Source organism: Thalassospira sp. (genome assembly GCF_040218635.1).
Lineage (GTDB): Bacteria > Pseudomonadota > Alphaproteobacteria > Rhodospirillales > Thalassospiraceae > Thalassospira.
In genome coordinates this window covers 205,613-222,604 of the sequence record NZ_JAVJRB010000004.1, presented here as the reverse complement: position 1 = coordinate 222,604, position 16,992 = coordinate 205,613, and the positions used below count along the sequence as shown (strand labels likewise).

15 protein-coding genes are annotated in these 16,992 nt (G+C 57.8%); all 15 read right to left on the bottom strand.

Going from position 1 to position 16,992, the window contains the following annotated elements:
- Positions 1 to 2: 2 nt before the first annotated feature.
- The 15 genes from RIC05_RS03150 to trbL all read right to left on the bottom strand — a co-directional run bounded on the left by RIC05_RS03150 (position 3) and on the right by trbL (position 16,991).
- Positions 3 to 1,874: an ATP-binding protein gene (locus RIC05_RS03150; RefSeq protein ID WP_350046195.1), complete on the bottom strand. Its 1,872-nt coding sequence runs from the start codon at positions 1,872 to 1,874 to the stop codon at positions 3 to 5.
- Positions 1,831 to 3,075: an SIR2 family protein gene (locus tag RIC05_RS03145; protein ID WP_350046196.1), complete on the bottom strand. Its 1,245-nt coding sequence runs from the start codon at positions 3,073 to 3,075 to the stop codon at positions 1,831 to 1,833. Before RIC05_RS03145 ends, RIC05_RS03150 begins: the two co-directional genes overlap by 44 nt.
- Complete coding sequence (locus RIC05_RS03140; RefSeq protein WP_350046197.1) at positions 3,072 to 3,275, bottom strand: hypothetical protein; 204 nt, start codon at positions 3,273 to 3,275, stop codon at positions 3,072 to 3,074. Before RIC05_RS03140 ends, RIC05_RS03145 begins: the two co-directional genes overlap by 4 nt.
- The gene (locus RIC05_RS03135; RefSeq protein WP_350046198.1) at positions 3,272 to 4,462 is read right to left on the bottom strand and encodes a GIY-YIG nuclease family protein; all 1,191 of its coding nucleotides are present in this window, start codon (positions 4,460 to 4,462) and stop codon (positions 3,272 to 3,274) included. The genes RIC05_RS03140 and RIC05_RS03135 overlap by 4 nt, the downstream gene beginning before the upstream one ends.
- On the bottom strand, positions 4,455 to 6,512 hold the full coding sequence (locus tag RIC05_RS03130) for a pseudomurein-binding repeat-containing protein (protein ID WP_350046199.1): 2,058 nt from the start codon (positions 6,510 to 6,512) through the stop codon (positions 4,455 to 4,457). Before RIC05_RS03130 ends, RIC05_RS03135 begins: the two co-directional genes overlap by 8 nt.
- On the bottom strand, positions 6,509 to 7,342 hold the full coding sequence (locus RIC05_RS03125) for a hypothetical protein (protein WP_350046200.1): 834 nt from the start codon (positions 7,340 to 7,342) through the stop codon (positions 6,509 to 6,511). The genes RIC05_RS03130 and RIC05_RS03125 overlap by 4 nt, the downstream gene beginning before the upstream one ends.
- Entirely contained in the window at positions 7,339 to 10,086 is a 2,748-nt protein-coding gene (locus RIC05_RS03120; RefSeq protein WP_350046201.1) for a class I SAM-dependent DNA methyltransferase, read from the bottom strand. The genes RIC05_RS03125 and RIC05_RS03120 overlap by 4 nt, the downstream gene beginning before the upstream one ends.
- Entirely contained in the window at positions 10,083 to 10,331 is a 249-nt protein-coding gene (locus RIC05_RS03115; RefSeq protein WP_350046202.1) for a helix-turn-helix domain-containing protein, read from the bottom strand. Before RIC05_RS03115 ends, RIC05_RS03120 begins: the two co-directional genes overlap by 4 nt.
- A gap of 86 nt (positions 10,332 to 10,417) precedes the next feature.
- Positions 10,418 to 11,440, bottom strand: a complete 1,023-nt coding sequence (locus tag RIC05_RS03110; RefSeq protein WP_350046203.1) for a nucleotidyl transferase AbiEii/AbiGii toxin family protein — start codon at positions 11,438 to 11,440, stop codon at positions 10,418 to 10,420.
- Positions 11,441 to 12,253: a type IV toxin-antitoxin system AbiEi family antitoxin domain-containing protein gene (locus RIC05_RS03105; protein ID WP_350046204.1), complete on the bottom strand. Its 813-nt coding sequence runs from the start codon at positions 12,251 to 12,253 to the stop codon at positions 11,441 to 11,443. It abuts the gene before it with no gap.
- Positions 12,254 to 12,351: 98 nt separating this feature from the next.
- Complete coding sequence (locus RIC05_RS03100) at positions 12,352 to 12,681, bottom strand: DUF2274 domain-containing protein (RefSeq protein WP_350046205.1); 330 nt, start codon at positions 12,679 to 12,681, stop codon at positions 12,352 to 12,354.
- Positions 12,682 to 12,692: 11 nt separating this feature from the next.
- Positions 12,693 to 13,853 (bottom strand): TraB/TrbI/VirB10 family type IV secretion system protein, encoded by a 1,161-nt coding sequence (locus RIC05_RS03095; protein WP_350046206.1) that lies wholly within the window; start codon positions 13,851 to 13,853, stop codon positions 12,693 to 12,695.
- Positions 13,850 to 14,929, bottom strand: a complete 1,080-nt coding sequence (gene trbG, locus RIC05_RS03090) for a P-type conjugative transfer protein TrbG (RefSeq protein ID WP_350046207.1) — start codon at positions 14,927 to 14,929, stop codon at positions 13,850 to 13,852. Before trbG ends, RIC05_RS03095 begins: the two co-directional genes overlap by 4 nt.
- Positions 14,926 to 15,648: a conjugal transfer protein TrbF gene (gene trbF / locus RIC05_RS03085; RefSeq protein WP_350046208.1), complete on the bottom strand. Its 723-nt coding sequence runs from the start codon at positions 15,646 to 15,648 to the stop codon at positions 14,926 to 14,928. Before trbF ends, trbG begins: the two co-directional genes overlap by 4 nt.
- 2 nt (positions 15,649 to 15,650) lie before the next feature.
- Positions 15,651 to 16,991, bottom strand: a complete 1,341-nt coding sequence (trbL, locus tag RIC05_RS03080; protein WP_350046209.1) for a P-type conjugative transfer protein TrbL — start codon at positions 16,989 to 16,991, stop codon at positions 15,651 to 15,653.
- Position 16,992: the final 1 nt, after the last annotated feature.

Below are 16,992 nucleotides of genomic sequence, written 5' to 3'. Positions count from 1 at the left end.
TCCTAATCACCCTCTGATTCGTCATCGACAGGCTGGCGCTGAATCTCGACGGTATTGATTATTGCTCGCGGGCGCTGTGCACGCCATGAAGCCACCACACGATCATATCCTTCTTCACGACGGGGTATCGACCAACGCTCACTGACTCTTGGGTCACTGCTTCTGGGTTGATGCTCTTCTGGCGGCAAAGTGATGCGGCAGCGCATCGGAAGCTTTGCGGCCTCACCCATGACGATAGCCTCACCTGTTCGAAGGACAGGTAGCACCTCAAGTAGACTGACAAGGCCATCGGGCAATGTACCCTGAACTCTTGCTCGATCGTGAGGGTTCGAGAGACGTAACGCAAAAAAGGTACCGCACTGAGACAATATGGTCTCATCCACCTCGGAAGGCCTTTGGCTAATAACCATGGCACCTACCCCGTACTTCCTGCCTTCCTTCGCGATCTTTTGAACTGTCTGGGAAGCTAATCCGTTCGCACTACTCGACAGGTAGCGGTGTGCCTCCTCCATTACGACCAACAATGGCCGTTCAATGCCCCCTTCAGATTTCTCCCTGCTCCAAAACATGGATTCATAAACAACCTTCAGGATCGAGCCTACCAACCGCTCCAGCACGAGGCTAGGAACACCCGATAGATCAAGGATTGTGATCGGCTTGGGACCACCAATCCAACCGGCAAGCAATTCATCAAGGTCCCTATTGATCGTACCGTCGAGCGCGGGCTCCCAATCCCCTGGATGGAGAAGGAAATTGTATCGTCGATCGAGCAACAATGAACGAAGCTGATTGAGTTGCCTACGAATACCAATGGCTTGCTGGTTCAAAAAGGGCCCCTGCGCCCCCATCGCGTGCGGTTTATATTTCGGAGCAATGAGTTGGTCCGCATCACCGGCATCCTGCAATGTAGGCTGATCGCGGTTTTGTCCCTCAAACGTCGCAATCTCGAAATCGATCAGTTCGTGCCAAAGTTGCTTAAGGCTAAACGGCAAAGGGGTATCGACTGTGATTGAACTTTCAAGAACGCCTGGAAAATTCCGAGCCGCGTGCGAAGCAATCTTGAGCTGAAAAATCTTGTCAGAGAATGCTGTCTCGCGAGCACCATCAACACCGCCGGTCAAGAAGTCGAGCAAATCGGATGCGTCCAACGCCCAATAGGGCATCAATAATTCTTCTTCTCCGGCCTGCGGATCGACCGAAAAAACGGTCGCTATGTCCGAGAGTGCAGTCGAGTATTCTCCATGAATGTCCAACATCAAAATTCTGGCACTGGGATAATGCTCCACCCCCTCGTCGGAGCTTGAAATCGAGCGCAAGAGACTCGCAATGGTCGTCGATTTGCCCGAACCGGTCGAACCCAAAATGGCCGAATGACGGGTGACCAATTCATTCAAAGACAGTTTGGCGGGAATGCTTTCAGCACTCGATAGAGAACCTATGACAATCTGGCCCCTGTCGCTGGCACCATAAATTTTGGCAAGACTGCTCTCCGTTGTAATGTGCACTCCGTCGCCGACGTTGGGGTATTGGCTGATGCCGCGCTCAAAGACACCGCTTATTGCCTCGCCGACGAGCTGTACCTCCATCCAGCGACCAGTATCTGTCTCGGGAATAACACCCGTTTGAGGGGCTGCGTTCGCCCCGACAGCCGACACAACTCCATATAATTCCTGGTATCCTTGCGGAATCCTTACGAAGCTGCCGACCTGTCCGATCCGATAAGCCCGACCTTCGATCATAGAGAGACCCGAAGCTACGGATTGTGCGAGATGCACACTCACGGCTGAACCGGATACTGACGCGACGCTGCCTAGATATGTGGGATCGCGACTAAGCATTTCCGGTACCAGCCGCTGGTAATCCGTCAGGTTCATCAGCCTTATCGTCGATTGTCGATTCGGGTTTGCGGGCTATGTCGGTGGCCTGAGCCAACGCAAAAAAGCGTGCAAGTCGCGCAAAATCGCCCAACACGAACTGACTTTCGCCTTCATCCTTTGATTCCCAAAATGTGCGTCGAATGCTCTTCCATTCTTCTGTTGGTGGTTCTCCGGGCCGCCATTTGCCTTTCACCCCGAAGATTACCGCCCCGTCGCGCGCGTAAACGCTTAAATTAGGCCTGCGCAGAGCCAGCTTTACAGCCAATTCCTCTTGCTCAAGGGGTCTGAACTGGAACGCCAAAATTGCGGTGTGCGTATTTGCTGATAACGCTTCATCCAAAACAGCGCAGATATGTGCATCGAAGAAGGAAAAACCCGAGCAGATCAGAATCGTATCCGGTGTTGTGAGAAAGTCGCGCAAGCGCTCGAACAGTGCTGAATATGGTTGACGCGCAATCTGCTCGTATTTGAGGTGATCGGGATAGATAAGCTGTGTCGCTTCGCGGCTACCTGTCCTAATGATTGCGTCCGGCTTCACCTCCCAGCCAAGTGAACCATGTATCTTCCACATTCGCGACCACCGAGGTGGAAGCGAGTCTTCCGATATGCTTGTGGGATCGAAGAATGGCTTGTGGGAACCGGTAAAACCATCAAAGTAAGGCAACCTTGCGCGTTCGAACGCTTCCTCTAGCAAGAGATCGTAATTTGGCGTGAATATTTCTATTGGGTGGTCACGGTGTGTCCCCCCAATCCACGAAACAAGTTCGGTGAACGCATTTGGCTCTTCGGGAAGTGACCTCGCTACTATCGTGCCAATTTTTTCGCAAATGCGCTGAGCAAATTCGCCATACGCGTTTCCGTTGAGTCCATGAACCTCGGCTGGTCCGATAGCCTGTGACAACCGCCTGACTCGCGTCAATATCGTCTCAATGTTGGGATTATCGCCCAGTTCCGGCCGAAGTATCTCAATGACTGCGCGATCCTCGGGCGACAAGTCGTCAACCACGATCTGCGTAAGGCGTGCAACATCTGGAATCAGAGGGGTACCGGCATCGTCCAATTTGCCATCATTATTCACCCGAACGGAGACAGGTACGCCAGCTCCCAAAAGTAGGCCTATGCGCTTCTTTCCTTGTGACAGAATCTGACGCAAATCGACCATAAATCGGTCTGGGTTATGCAGTGTCGTGTCCGTCATTGTTGGCCCGCTCCCGTTCCAGAAGAACACGGTCGCACTTCACGCAGTGCCCTGTTGAAGAATTGGCGCGTCGCCTTGCCGTGTTCATTTTCCCCGTAGATCAGGGTGAATTTCTGGAACGGGACGTTGGCGCCGGCAAATACGGAATCAAACCGCCCCACATTCCTGATCAGGTTGATATGTGTCAGCACATCGCTCACCTCACACGCTTCAAAACTGCCAAGTTGGGGTCGTAAACAAAATTCGAAATCGTCCCGTCCTTGATCTTCTCAACCGCCTCGTCGATCACGAAGAGCGGCACGAGAAACCATTCACGCGGCACAACCGGCTTCCCAAAACGGTCCATGATCTCGATATCGAGGCGCGCCGGGTCGAATATCCGGTGAATCAGGTTTTCCAGCTTGGTGCGGTTGATGTTGTAAAGCTCGTAGGTCGCGACGATCTCGACATTGGCCATCAGGAAGGTCGGCTGAAGATGGGCACCGGCGATGCGTTTCTCGACATTCATGTTGGTCACGCCGATCTTGTGGACCAGGTCACGGTTCTCCGCCACTATCGGGTGGTCGGACTTGCTGCGCAGCACATAGATCGTGCCGCTGGCCTCGTCGCCGTCGATCGTTTCACCAGCAAACAACGGTCCCGCAACCGGGTCTGTGATGCGTCGTCCGGCTTCATCCTTGTTAAGCGCCCGCTGTAGCGAACGCATAAGCATGTTGCTCTCGGTGCCATTGTCGAAAATCACGCGCAGGCGGGCATCGGTGCGCCCATGCTCGGTGAGCGTCATCTCTCCCATGTCCGCGACAAAGGCTTTCTGGCCGCCGACGATGAAGAACCGGCCTTTCTGAATCTCCGCCTTCATCTCGAAGGGGCGTGTCACCCTGACGCCGGTATCAAGCTCGCGCTGAACCTGCTCAAAGAGCGGCTTGAACTTATCGAAATCCTCGCACTTCTCGCGATTGGCGATCTCCTCGGCCGCGCGCTTCTCCGCGCTGGATCGGACATGCCGCAATTCCGTTATGTCCGCCGCATCGGCGGTCACGCCAAGCTCTGCCAAAAGGGCTTCGTCATCCATGTCGTCTGGAGCAGCCTGGTCGGCGACCTCAAAGCTGGTCAGAATCCGCTGATGATCAAGGGGGTCAAGAAGCGTCCGGCATTCTTGTAGCGAGCGCAAGCGGTCGAGCCGCACGGCGTAGAGCTGCTCGAAAATATCCCGGTCCTCACCGTGGCGGGGTGCGGCCCCGTGCTCATCGACGAAGCGTTGGATTTCCTCGAAACCGGCGATGATGCGCTCTTCACGCGGCGTGCGGCTGGCAGCCTTCTTAGTTTCGGCCTCGACACCAAGCTCGGCAAGAAGGGCATCATCTTCATCAGTGAATTGATTAGCCATTCGCCGCCTCCGCTTTCATGCGCGCGAGGAAGGCAACACCTTCGGCCATGCGTTTTTCCCAGGCGTCCGGAGATGTGATCGAAGGCAGGCGCCCGCGCTCCTGCTTGAATTTCAGGGCGCGCTTGGCCAGTTCGCGCGCTTCTTCAGGGGTCAGGCTCACCTTTTTGGCCGAGATGATCGCCGCCACCTGCTTCAGGCTTTCTTCGCTCATGGCCTTGGCGAGGATGGCATAGGCTTCGCCGAAGGGATTGATCCGGTCGATCAGGTCGATATCCAACTCGCGCACGTCCATCGCGAATTTACGAACGCCGTCAATCAGGGCCGTGTTGCCGCCCTGATCGGCCTCCGCGCCACCGAGAGCGATTTCCTTTGCCTTCTGGGTCAGATTCAAGGCGGCGACGGCATGCTGACGGACGGCCTCCTGATCCTCTTCGTCGAGTTCGGGGTATTTATCCTTGATGATCTTGCCCAGGCGAACTTGTGTCAGCTCCTCGGGCACAAGCTCCTCGTCGAACAATCCGCGTTCGATCGCCGTCTTATCCTGCACGAAGGCGGTTATGACCTCGTTCAGGTCTTCCTGACAGATGCGCGCGGCCTCTTTGCTCTTCGGCTCGGCCAGCCCCTTGATTTCGATTTGGAACTGTCCACTTTCCTCGTTGAAGCCGACATTGCACTTGGCCGGGTCGTAACCGCCTTCACCATAGTCGAACCCTTCGACCGGACCGCTCGTCTCGTTCTTCGGCTTGAAATTGAAGCGCGGTGCAAGCACCTGCTCCATGAGCAAGCTCGCTGCGATGGCTTTCAGCGTGTCGTTCACGGCTTCGGTGACGGCTTCCTCGGAAGCGTCGGGTTCGGCGATCAGGTTGGTGAAGCGTGCGCGGGTCTTGCCCGGCGCGTCCCGTGTCGCCCGGCCGATGATCTGCACGATCTCGGTCAGGGATGAGCGGTAACCGACCGTCAGCGCGTGTTCGCACCAGATCCAGTCGAACCCTTCCTTGGCCATGCCCAGCGCAATGATGATATCCACGTGGTCGCGGTTGTTCTTCTGGCCCGCATCCTTCAGCGCGGCGGAAACCCGGTCGCGCTTGGCCGGGTCGTCATCGACCAGATCGGCGATCCGAAGGACTCGGCCCTCAGGTGTTTTGACGAGCTGAAATCCCGTCACCGGGTCGGCGCCCTGCCACTCGCCCAATTCCTCGATGATGTGTTCGACTTCCCTGATCTTGTCCTTGGTGCTCTCGCGGGAATTGACGCTGGGGATGTGGACGATGGTTTTCTCGGCCGGGTCCAACACGTTCAGGATGTCGTCAGCATAGGAGCCGGAATAGAAATAATAGCCGATATCGAGCGTCTTGAGATATTGATAGCCGTTGAGCTGCTCGTAGTAGGTGTAGGTGACACTATCGAATTTTGCCTCATCCTCAGGGATGAGCACCGCTTCGGCATCGCCCCGGAAATACGATCCCGTCATGGCGACGACATGCACCTTGTCGCGGGCGATGAATTGCCCGAGATGGAGCCCAAGCTTGTTGTCGGGGTTGGCTGAAACATGGTGGAACTCGTCCACCGCAATCAGCCGGTCGTCGAACGCCTCCACCCCGAACTGATCGACGGCAAAGCGGAAGGTGGCGTGGGTGCAGACCAGCACCCTGTCGTCGCTTGCCAGAAACGCGCCAACCGACTTGACCTTTCCCCCATTGTCCGAGCCGGGCGCGTTGCACAGATTCCATTTCGGCTCGACGTACCAGTCCGCCCAGAAACCGAATTTGGTCAGCGGCTCGTCGTTGAAACTCGCGCCGATGGATTTCTCCGGCACAACAATGATTGCCTGTTTCAGGCCCTGATTGTGGAGCTTGTCGAGCGCGACGAACATCAGCGCGCGGCTCTTGCCCGAAGCAGGGGGGGATTTGATCAGCAGGTATTGCTCGCCGCGCTTTTCATAGGCGCGCTCCTGCATGGCCCGCATGCCGAGTTCGTTGGACTTGGTCGAGGAGCCGTTGCGGGCGTAGGAGACCGAGACGGAGGGGACGGATTTTGTTTCTGGCTTCATTTTCTTTCCCCCGCAACGCTGGCAAGCGCCGCCTTAAGTACCTGAAAACAGACTTTCGCTGTGTGCTCATCCGGCGTGAAACCGGATACCATTTGCTCGTATGGATGAATGTAATTGCGAAAATCCCGGAGCCCGTGGCTGAACTTCTTCACATCGGGTTTAAGCAGGCCGATTTCACAGGAAACATCTATGAACTGAGCGAGGCTCCATTCGTGAAAGCGCTTTACGCCGCCGTCAGCAGCCTTCGGGCTGCTCGAAGCCCGATTGAAGCGTGAAGGTTCTTTCTGGGCCGCCCCAAGCAAGACGGCTTCAAGTACACTGCCGCACAGAAAGATGACAGAAAGATACGCGCCAACACCCATAGCAGTCCGCGCTTCGCCAAGGCGGTTTTCAATGATTGCCACGGCCTGCGTTTCAATCGGCAGCTTTTGGATGTTGGGAACGGTGAATTCGCGATGTAGGAAATCGTCAACGGTCTGGGCCGGTTTTGCAGGAACAGGCTTCCCGGAAAGCCGAGCAACAATACCTCGCGACTTTTCAAGAACGGATGCATCAGCTTCTCGATTGTTCAGATCGCAATCGGCCTCATACGAATCCAGCATCTCCGACAGGACGTTGCCAACCAGGGCGTCTGGCTCGCGCTCCCAGAAGGTCCGCATCTTCTTGGCCTTGGAGGTGCCATAGGTCTGATATTTCGAGCCATGAATATCGATCTTATGGCGATTGAAAAACTCACCAAAGGTAGCGTCGGAGTAATCCAGAACATAGCCGCTTTGCATGCCAAGCAGCTTTTCAAGGTAACGTTTTTCAATATCCGTGAGGCTGCTCATGTTGCCCCCGCTTTTCGCTTCAACGGGCTGGCCGCAGTCATCTTGGTGTACATCTCGAACAGCTTTTCCAGCCGCTCGGTGTCGTTGCGGAAGCGGCGGCCGATATAGATGCGCTCAAGCACCTCGTCGTTTCGGTCGTGTGCGGCGCGCAAGTCGTCGGGCATCTTCTCGGGATCGTAGAGTTCGGCGATGGTGGCGGGGAAATGCGCCTCGCGCGCCAGAAGGATGTCTTCGGCACAGCGGGTCAGATCGGCCTTGTTCTTCTCGGTAAGGGTCGGGAGCGGGAAGCTGTTGTAGCAAACACCCGAGGAATACCTGAAATCAGATTTCATCCGGCCAGCGGTCAGGCCAGTCCATGCGATGTGCATCTTTGAGCTAATAATTGAAACTATATACAACGGAGCATCGTAGATAGCTTGCGCCGCATCCGAAATTATCTCGTGCCGACCGAGAAGTCCTACGGGCAAATACTCACGCCGCTCTGAGGAGACGCGCGGAACGATGATAGCATTCTTTTTTCCAATTATAGTTCGTTCAAACCTATGCGGCGTTGCAACGCCAAGCTTCCCCCTCTCGCTTCCCGTTTCACGGTATTGAACTATTCGATCCAGCCTTTCTTTGATCGCCGGAATGGATGCAGCCACTTCAGCGAGCTCATCCGGAATCCAGAGGCAATACCTTTCAAGCCCATTGATAAACTCTTTTGATCCAAGAATCTTTCTTATCAAAACGGATGCTTCAGGGTGCCCGCCCAAGAGCGCATCTTTCTCATCGGAGTTCAGCATGAAGTTCGCTTTGTCGCGCGGAATGTTGCCCGCGACCATTGGAGGAAGTTCGGCAATTGATTCTGGGTGCTTTTGCACAATAACGCTCGGCCCCTCCACCAGGTACGCGTTGATGTTGCTGACTTCTTTCTTTTGCTCCTCTCTGAACAGGTACTTTCTCTTGCTTGAGGCATTGCGGACACCAACTATGACGCAAATCACATTTGCATTATTGCTGGCGTTGTTCTTCCAATAAAAACTACGATGAGCGAAATAAATTTCCTGATCTCTGTCGAATATTTCCGGCCAGATGACTGGGACTTGAACTCCTTGGCAAATTGAATTTGTCGTCACAAAGGCGAAGGCCCCTTCTGTTTGAATGTACTCAGAAGCCTTCCAAAGCCACCCTGCAACATAGTCAATGGCCTTAGCATTTTTCTTCCCATTCGAAACGAAATGGAGGTCGCTCTTCTGTTCGGTTGATTGGTTCTTGTCGCCAACATACGGCGGGTTGCCACAAATGTAGGTCTCGCCGCCTTCATTCTCGAAGTCGATCTGCGCCTGATCGAGCGGCGTATGAAACAGGTCTTCCGCGTGATGCTTAACACCCGTCCCTGTGGGCGGGCAGATACTGAACCAGTCCAGCCGTAGAGCATTACCACAGGTAATCCAGTTCATCGCATCGAGCGGTAGAAACTCGGCCAGGGCTTCCTTCTGCCCGCGATGGAGCACGTCGCACTGGTACTCGGCGATGATGAGAGCGAGGCGGGCGATCTCGGCCGGGAAGTCGCGGAGTTCAATCCCCCGGAAATTGGTGAGCGGGATTTCGGTGCGCCGGTCCGGCTCACCGCGCCGTCTGTTAATCTCAGCCTCGATCTCCCGCATCTGCTTGTAAGCGATGACAAGAAAATTGCCCGAGCCGCAGGCCGGATCGAAGACCCTGATTTTGGCCATGCGCTTTCGCAGGTTCAAAAGCTTTTGCGGGCTGCTACCTGCATCCGCTAGCTTTTCGCGCAGATCGTCGAGAAATAGCGGGTTCAAAACCTTCAGGATGTTCGGCACGCTGGTGTAATGCATGCCGAGCGCGCCGCGTTCATCATCATCGGCGACCGCCTGGATCATCGAGCCGAAGATGTCGGGGTTGATCTGCTTCCAATCGAGATTGCCGATATGAAGAAGATAGGACCGGGCAATCCTGGAAAAGCGCGGAACCTCTGTGCTGCCCGAGAATAGCCCGCCATTGACATAGGGAAAGCCATCTGCCCACCGAGGCAGGTTGGCGGTCCGCTTGTCCTCGGTCTTCGTATTCATCGCACGGAAGATTTCCCCAATCACCTCATGGGTGTTGGAGGAATCCCGGGCACTCATCCGTTCAACCGTGCTGGTAAAACCATAGTTCGGATGAAAGATGTCGGTATCCTCAGCAAAGAAGCAGAAGATTAGCCGCGCCATGAAATGGTTCATTTCCGGGCGGCGTTCGGCCGTGCCCCATTCGGGGTTATCCTTCAACAACTCGACATAAAGCCGGTTGAGCCGGCTGGTCGCCCGGATATCGAATGCGCTTTCACGGATCTGCTTGACGGTGGTGATACCCGCGAGGGCTAAGAAAAAACCGAAGTGATCGGGAAAGTCGGGATAGTTGCAAACGACGGGCGGCTCGTCGCTTGTCAGATCTTCCGCCTGGAAATCGACGCCATCCGTGGCCAATACGAACTTCGCCTTGGCCTTCCTCGTGGCCGGGCTTTCCCGCAACGCTTTGAGCGTGTTTGTGACCTCGCCTTGTGCGCAGACCTTGATGTGGATGTTGTTGGTCTGGAGCACGCCGCCCAAATCGGACTTGTTCGACGCCCCGCTTCTGAGCTTCTTGATGGTCGTCGCCTTGTTGCCGAACGCTTCCAGAAAGGCAAAGGGGAACGCCTCGCGGTCAAACGGCTGACCAGCAAGCGCAGAAATTGCCTCCTCTATCTCGACTGCGTTCAACGTGTTTTCTCCCCTTTCGATGAGGTCGCGGGCAACGCCCGCTCAGGCTGTTCAGGCCTGACACTCTGCTTGGTCTCCGCCTTCTTCGCCTCGATCCATGCATCGATATCGACCTGCCTGAAGCGCCAAGATCCTCCGACCTTGAAGCCAGGCAGCGTGCCATCCGCCGCCAGCCGGTAGGTCGTCTTTTCCGTCAGGCGGAGATATTCGGCCACCTCCGGCAGCGTCATCACATCCGAACTCATGCGATTCCCCATGATTCCATCATGAGAAAATACGGCAAAAACCGGAAATGACAAGGAATAGAAAACCCTATGCGGGAATTTTGTTGTTATTCTTCGTGCCTGCGACGCCGACGCCTGCCGCGTTTGGCAGGCGACGCGCCACCGGTTTTCCAGGCTTTGACATTCTGCGCCTTCCAGCGAAGCGCCGGGCAGGCCTCAATGGCCGCCCGCACATCGTCCGGCGCGTCCAACCGCGCGGCGTCGATGATGCCTTCTTCAAGCACGCCGGTCAGGAACGCCATTTCGCCTTTGCCGAATTGGAAAAGCGGTTCAAGACCCTGGCGGCACTCCACTGTTGCCGTGTCGATCCAACCCTTCTGCCCGCCATAGGGATCAAAATATGCTCCAGGCAGGCAGGTGATCAGCTTGGCGGCAAGGTCCTTCCCGTCGCAACCGATCATGTCCACGGATGCGGTTCGCCAGTCAAAGCTACGGGCGGATGCACCGATCATCAGGGTGCCGAGCTTGACTTTCGACCAGTCCAGGTCGGGCATGGCGATGATGCGATGGGCGTCAAACAGATCGCGCGCCGTGCGCCGTGCGATCAGGGCGACCAGCTTACCGGCGACGATCTCATGGATATCGAGCACCGGCACTGCCATCGCTTGGGTGTCGCCAAGCGCCACTGAGGGCATCGGCCACACACCGAAAAGCGGTGTGCGGAAAAGATAGTTGATGTCGATCTCGATGGAACCGGCGCCGCCCAGCACCGAGGCGTAGCGGAAGATCCATTTGCCGCCGGCATGTTCAGCCGGTTCGCGCCGGGGCGAATAGCCCTTCGATTCCATCAGACGCAGAATGCGATCTTCGAGACCCGGCCGATCCTCGTCCATGCTCGCCCTGTCGACGGCGCCAACATAATTGAGGTCGATATCGACCGACAACCGGTCAAGCGCGGCGTGAAACACATTGAGCGCCGTGCCACCCTTGAGCGCGACGCGCGGGGCAATCAGACTGTCTGCGGCAATGGCGTCGAGGATGTCGAGCAGGCGGATCACACGCTCCAGCGTCGCGGGCTGAAACTGCCGTTCGGCAGCTATTCGAGCAAGGCTTTGGGCAGACACTTCCATTCACACGCCCTCAAAGCCGGTTTCAACCGCCTGTGGCGGCAGGAGAACACGCCAAGGCTCGACCAGCACCGCGTTCCCGGGTTCTGCACCAAGCGCATAATGCTTCGAACGCGGAAGAAGCGCGCGCAGGCGGTCAAGGACGCTGTCGGCTACACCCAGCGCGGACTGCCGCCGCTCAAGCCACCAGCCGGCGAGCGCGGCGAGCGAGCGGAAGCCAAGCAGTTCGACATAATCGACGAGTTTTTCAGGGTCGAGGTAGCGCACCATATCGAGCGATTGCAGCACCTCTTCGACACCGCCCGCTATGTCCGGCCGATGCAGTACATCAACCAATGTTCGCTCGATGGCTGTTACTTTGATGGGCATGCCCAGACGATCCATGATGACGGCGAGATAGTCCGTCCGGTCCGTGTCCAGCAGCGCCTTCGGCGGCCCTATGAGGCGGCAGAGCCCGAAGGGCAAATCGGCCAGCTCAGTGCGCCCCCGGCTTATCAATTGAACTTCGTTGAATTCGGAATAGGCAACGCCATGCAATTCCAGCGCAGAGTGATAGCCCAACACGCCATCGGCGCGCAGCTTGCTGGCGGCGGCGAAACGATCCACCATCAGATTCTCCGCCGACAAATGCGCCGGAACGGCCGCGAAAACCTCGCGGCTCAGCCGTTTGATGTTGCCGGCCTTCAGGTGATGCTTGAGCAAGCTGGTGATGCTCGCAGAGCCTGCCGGGCGCTCGAACGCAGCGGCAAACTCCGCCCGGGTAAACACCGGATGGGCCGAGAGGAAGGATGTCGTCCTGTGCGTGCGTGTTGACATTTAGGTTCGTGAAATTGCTATTGAATGGGCAATATATACACCTTTCACAGCGTAATTGTCAACAATCCTTCTCTCTCCCTGTTCTGCACAACTCGGCATCAATCCTCCTGTGGCCGCGATGATGCAGATTGAGCTATGGGCGATGTGGGTTCTGCATCGCCTACGCGGGATGAGCGGGAGCGGCGAGCGGATTTATCATTCTCGACTTCCCGCACCCCCTCCTTCCGGGCCTTGGCGAAAGCGCGATCGCTGTCGAGGAAGGCTTCGAGCATGAAGGGGATCAGATCGGCGATTTTTTCCGACGCGCCGTAAGTGGCGACGTAGAGTTTTTGGTAATCGCAAAGCGCCTGATTGAGATCCGCGCTTACCGTAATGGTGATTTTCGCCGGTGTGCGGTTAGGGAGTTTGGCAAGTTTCAGATTGGTCATGATCGATCCTTTCAGCCCTTATAGGGCCGCAATACAATGTCCTTTTGGACAATGACGCGCAGCGGCCAGCTGGGGCGGATGGTGATGGTCGGTTGAATGTTGAGGTTCTTCTCAGTGATGCGCTGACCGGCCTGAGCGGCGTTCGCTTGCGTCGATTCACGGATGGCGCTGACGAGATCGTTTTCATTGCTGCCGAAACTGAGTTCGGTGCCGACGCCCAAAAGCGTCGCCATGGCGATGCCCTTCAAGAGCTGCCAGGTGTGGTAATCGACGTCATCCTCCAGCCCGGCATAACCAGCGGCATCACTGGCGGGGAGATTGTCGATCTGGATGGAGGAGCCGTCCGGCAGGATGATCCGCTGCCAGACCAGCAGCGCACGAGACTGGCCGAAGGCGACGACGCTGTCGTAAGTGCCTATCAGCCGCGCGCCCTGCGGGATGAGCAATATCTGGCCCGTCACAGTGTCGTAGAGATTTTCGGTCACCTGCGCCACGACAAGGCCCGGCAGGTCGGAATTGATCCCGGTAATAAGGCTGGCGGCAATCACGCTGCCCGCCATGACCTGATGCGGCGAGGCCGGGGTTTGCAGGGCATGCGGATTGTAGATGCCACCCTCGTCCTGCTGGTGCAGGAAATCGAGCTTGCGCTGCTGGTTGTTCTGGTCGCGTTCGGGATCGAGTGTCAGGCGGCCTGCGTCGGGCTGAACCGCCGCGGTTTGCATCGGCTGCGCGGTCGCCGCCGGCGCATTTTGCTGCGGCCGGTTCTCGATGCGAAAGAAGACACCGGCTTCCTTGGCCTGAATGGCTTGGCTCGCAAGGCGTTGTTCGGCGGCGGATAACTCCTTTCCTCCCGGCGCAATGCCAAACTGACGCTGACGTTCAAGGATGGGACGGCCAAGATCGCCGGGCAGCGGCGGGCCAAGCTTCACTTCCGAATAATCCCCCGGCAACGCGGCGAGACCGTCGGGCGTCGGTTTCTTGTCGGTGTTATAAAGCTCTTCCGTAGGCTGACCGTTGCGCAAAGTCGGTGCTTGTAGCGCCAGCATGGTGACACCCAGAATTCCGGCGGATGCGATGGCTGCGCCGCCGATCACCACGCCCTTCTTGAAGCGCACCAGTTTACGACCCGGCGCGGCGCGGAGGTCGAGCTTTTCATCCTGTTTCGCTGTCATTTCCTGCCCTCCGCATGGCTCCGGGCGTTCGTTGCTGCAATCGATTCACTGGATCGATTGCTGGCCTTCGGCCACCGCGCATCACCCGTGCCGCCAAGGAGGCTAGTTCGCCGGGGCGTGCCGTCCGTCCGCATGATGCGCACCACCTGTTGTGGCTTGGTGCCGAGCCGGAGTTCTGCAGCGGCGAAGAGGCGATCGACGATGTAGTAATTGCCGCGCATGCGGTAGTTGACGAGTTCGCTGCCGCCGTCCGTGCCCACCACAAACAGCGGCGGGGCCTCGCCCTGATCGATACGGCGCGGGAACTCGATATAGACCTTATGCCCGTCATCGAAGGCGCGCACCGGTTTCCAGGGCGGATTGTCGCCGCTGATCGCGTAGCGGAAGCGGATGTTTTCCAGCGTGAGGTTGGACGCAACGGGCAACGCCGCCTCGGCCACCGCATTCTGGCGACGCAACGTGGTCAGTTGGTCGGACGCATAGGTCCAGGAAATCGCCGCCATTGCCGTTTTGTCGGTGCTGTCGAGTTGCAGATGATAGCTGCGACGATCTGTGGTGATGACCAGATTGGTGGTGAGGCCCGGCGCGAAGGGTTTCACCAGCACATGGGTGCGTTGACCTGCACCCGTGCCGCTCACCGTGTCGCCGATCACCCAGCGCACCGTGTCGCCGGCAGACACCGAGGTCAGCTTTTCGCCCGGTTGCAAGGCGATATCGCTAACCCGTTCCGGCGCTGCATAGAGGCGATAGAGCGCGCCTTCCGCATAGGGATAAACCTGGATGGCGTTGATATAGCCGTGCTTTGTCGGCTCCTGCGTCGCCGCCTTGTTGGCGTCCTCAACGCGCGCGGTCGGCGGGCGTTTGTCCTCCTCGACCTTGCCGGGTTCAGGCATGAGCTGGCCAGGCAGCGGCAACACCTTCGGCACCTCGACGATCTGGACGGGCTTCAACGGTTCCTTCTCAATGGCCGCCGGTTTGAAGTCATCGGCATCATAGGAAATTGTCGGCGGCAATGGCTTGGTGGCGCAGGCCGATAAGGCCAATGCCGAAACAGATAGGATCAGAAAATTTTTCATTCTACGGGTTCCTTATTATGTTTTTCTTGGGGATTGGCCGTGTCGAGTTCGCGCGACCAGTCGATGGCACTGACGAACAGGCCAAGCGGGTTCTTGCGAAGCTGTTCGGCGGAGCGCGGCGGCTGGATGATGGTGGTCAGGATCGCGGTCCAGCGTTCGGTCCTGGCGAGGCTGCCGCGCTCATAGACTTGCTCGGTCCATTTGACCTGAAACGAGGTGTCGGAGGCCCGCACGACGCTCGTCACCTGCACGCTGACACTGCGGGTGCCGATCTGACCGAAGGGATCGTTCGTCTTGGCGTACTCGTTCAAAAACAACGCCGCGCGGTCGGTGGCAAAGTCATATGCCGCCAGCCAGTTCTGGCGCACCAGCACCGGATCGGTGGAAACGCCACGGACATGGGTGACGAAGCGGGCCAGATGCCAGGCGATCTGGCTGTCGGCAGGCTGATAGTTCTGGATGGCGGGCGCCACGGCGCGGGCTTCACCGAATTTGTCCACCTCGACCACATAGGGCGTGACGCGGCTTTGCAGTGACTGCCAGAGCAAGCCGCCGGAAAGACCGACAGAAAGCGCCAGGCAGCCGAAGGCCATGAGCCGCCAATTGCGCGCTTGCACACGGGACGCGCCGATACGCTCATCCCAGAGCTGCTCGGCCTTTTGGTAAGGGGTGACGGGCTCGGGCGTCTGCCCGTAACGTTGGATCGGTCTGCGGAACATCTTCAATCATCCTTGTCGTTAATGGTGGGATTTGCGCCCTGACCGGGCCGGTCGCCGTCTTTGATGGCCTGACCGACGGCATGCCGACTGGCGCGGGCGTTTTGTTCGGAGCGAATGCGCTTCGCCCAATCTGGCGCGGAACTGACCGGGGTGTTGGGGGATACTGCGGTTTCCTGCATGCCGGAAGTCGGTGCGCCGCCCGTCGCTTTCCATGCGCCATGCGAGCCTTTGGTGGCGCTGTCTTTGAGGGTAGAACCGGCCTTTCCAGCCATGGATCGCGCACCTTGTCCGGCGGCTCCACCGGCAGCACGGGCAACGCCAGACATTCCGGCGGCGGCACCAGCCATGCCCGAAGCACCCGACGTGGCCCGGCCAAGCTGGAATGCGGTTGATGCTGCCGACCCCAATGCCGTTCCGGCCCGGATGGCGGCAAGCCCACCACCGGCCACCATTCCTGCACCGGCAATGGCGGCACTTCCGGCAAGAACCGCTGCCCCTGCGGCAGCACCCGCTGTGCCAAGCGCTGCGCCCGCGCCAAGTTGCGGTGCGCCGGACACAAGCCCCGAGGCAATGCCGGGGCCGAAAATACCGAGGCCCAGGAGCGCCAGCGCCCCCAGCACCTGCGACATGGCGGCGGCAAAGTCCGGCTCCTGGCCCTGAAGGCCGGTCGTGAAGGTCGAAAAGAGTGTGCTGCCGATGCCGGCGATGACGGCGAGCACCATCACCTTGACGCCCGAGGAGATGACATTGCCGAGCACCCGTTCGGCCAGAAACGACGTCTTGTTCCAGAGCGCGAAAGGCACCAGCACGAAGCCGGCGAGCGTCGTCAGCTTGAATTCCAGCACGGTGATGAAAAGCTGGATCGCCAGAATGAAAAAGGCGATCAGGACCAGGAACCACGCCACCAGCAGCACGAAGACAGTGAGCGCGTTGCCGAAGATTTCCGGGAAGCCGACAAGCTGGCTGACCTGTTCGAGCAGCGGATAGGCCGCCTCATAGCCGGTCGCCGCGATCTTACCGGGCTTCAAAAGATCATCGGCGGTCATGCCGCCGGGCGCGGCCTGGATGCCAAGGCCGGAGAAGGATCGGTAGATAATGTCGGCGAGGTTCTGGAAGTTATTGAGGATGAAGGCGAAGACGCCGACATAGAGCACCTTCTTCAAAAGCCGCCCGATGATATTGTCTTCGCCGCCCAAAGCCCAGAACAGGCCCGCCAGCGTGATATCGATGCCGATCAGGATAGAAGTCAGGAAGGCGACATCACCCGACAGCAACCCGAAGCCAGAATCGATATACTGACTGAAGGTCTCCATGAAACGATCGATGATGCCTAAATCATTCATG

Bases quoted from the DNA above. Each gene is read 5' to 3' on its own strand.
- RIC05_RS03150 (WP_350046195.1), bottom strand. From the start codon at position 1,874: ATGAACCTGACGGATTACCAGCGGCTGGTACCGGAAATGCTTAGTCGC.
- RIC05_RS03145 (WP_350046196.1), bottom strand. From the start codon at position 3,075: ATGACGGACACGACACTGCATAACCCAGACCGATTTATGGTCGATTTG.
- RIC05_RS03135 (WP_350046198.1), bottom strand. From the start codon at position 4,462: ATGGCTAATCAATTCACTGATGAAGATGATGCCCTTCTTGCCGAGCTT.
- RIC05_RS03130 (WP_350046199.1), bottom strand. From the start codon at position 6,512: ATGAAGCCAGAAACAAAATCCGTCCCCTCCGTCTCGGTCTCCTACGCC.
- RIC05_RS03125 (WP_350046200.1), bottom strand. From the start codon at position 7,342: ATGAGCAGCCTCACGGATATTGAAAAACGTTACCTTGAAAAGCTGCTT.
- RIC05_RS03115 (WP_350046202.1), bottom strand. From the start codon at position 10,331: ATGAGTTCGGATGTGATGACGCTGCCGGAGGTGGCCGAATATCTCCGC.
- RIC05_RS03110 (WP_350046203.1), bottom strand. From the start codon at position 11,440: ATGGAAGTGTCTGCCCAAAGCCTTGCTCGAATAGCTGCCGAACGGCAG.
- RIC05_RS03105 (WP_350046204.1), bottom strand. From the start codon at position 12,253: ATGTCAACACGCACGCACAGGACGACATCCTTCCTCTCGGCCCATCCG.
- RIC05_RS03100 (WP_350046205.1), bottom strand. From the start codon at position 12,681: ATGACCAATCTGAAACTTGCCAAACTCCCTAACCGCACACCGGCGAAA.
- RIC05_RS03095 (WP_350046206.1), bottom strand. From the start codon at position 13,853: ATGACAGCGAAACAGGATGAAAAGCTCGACCTCCGCGCCGCGCCGGGT.
- trbG (WP_350046207.1), bottom strand. From the start codon at position 14,929: ATGAAAAATTTTCTGATCCTATCTGTTTCGGCATTGGCCTTATCGGCC.
- trbF (WP_350046208.1), bottom strand. From the start codon at position 15,648: ATGTTCCGCAGACCGATCCAACGTTACGGGCAGACGCCCGAGCCCGTC.
- trbL (WP_350046209.1), bottom strand. From the start codon at position 16,991: ATGAATGATTTAGGCATCATCGATCGTTTCATGGAGACCTTCAGTCAG.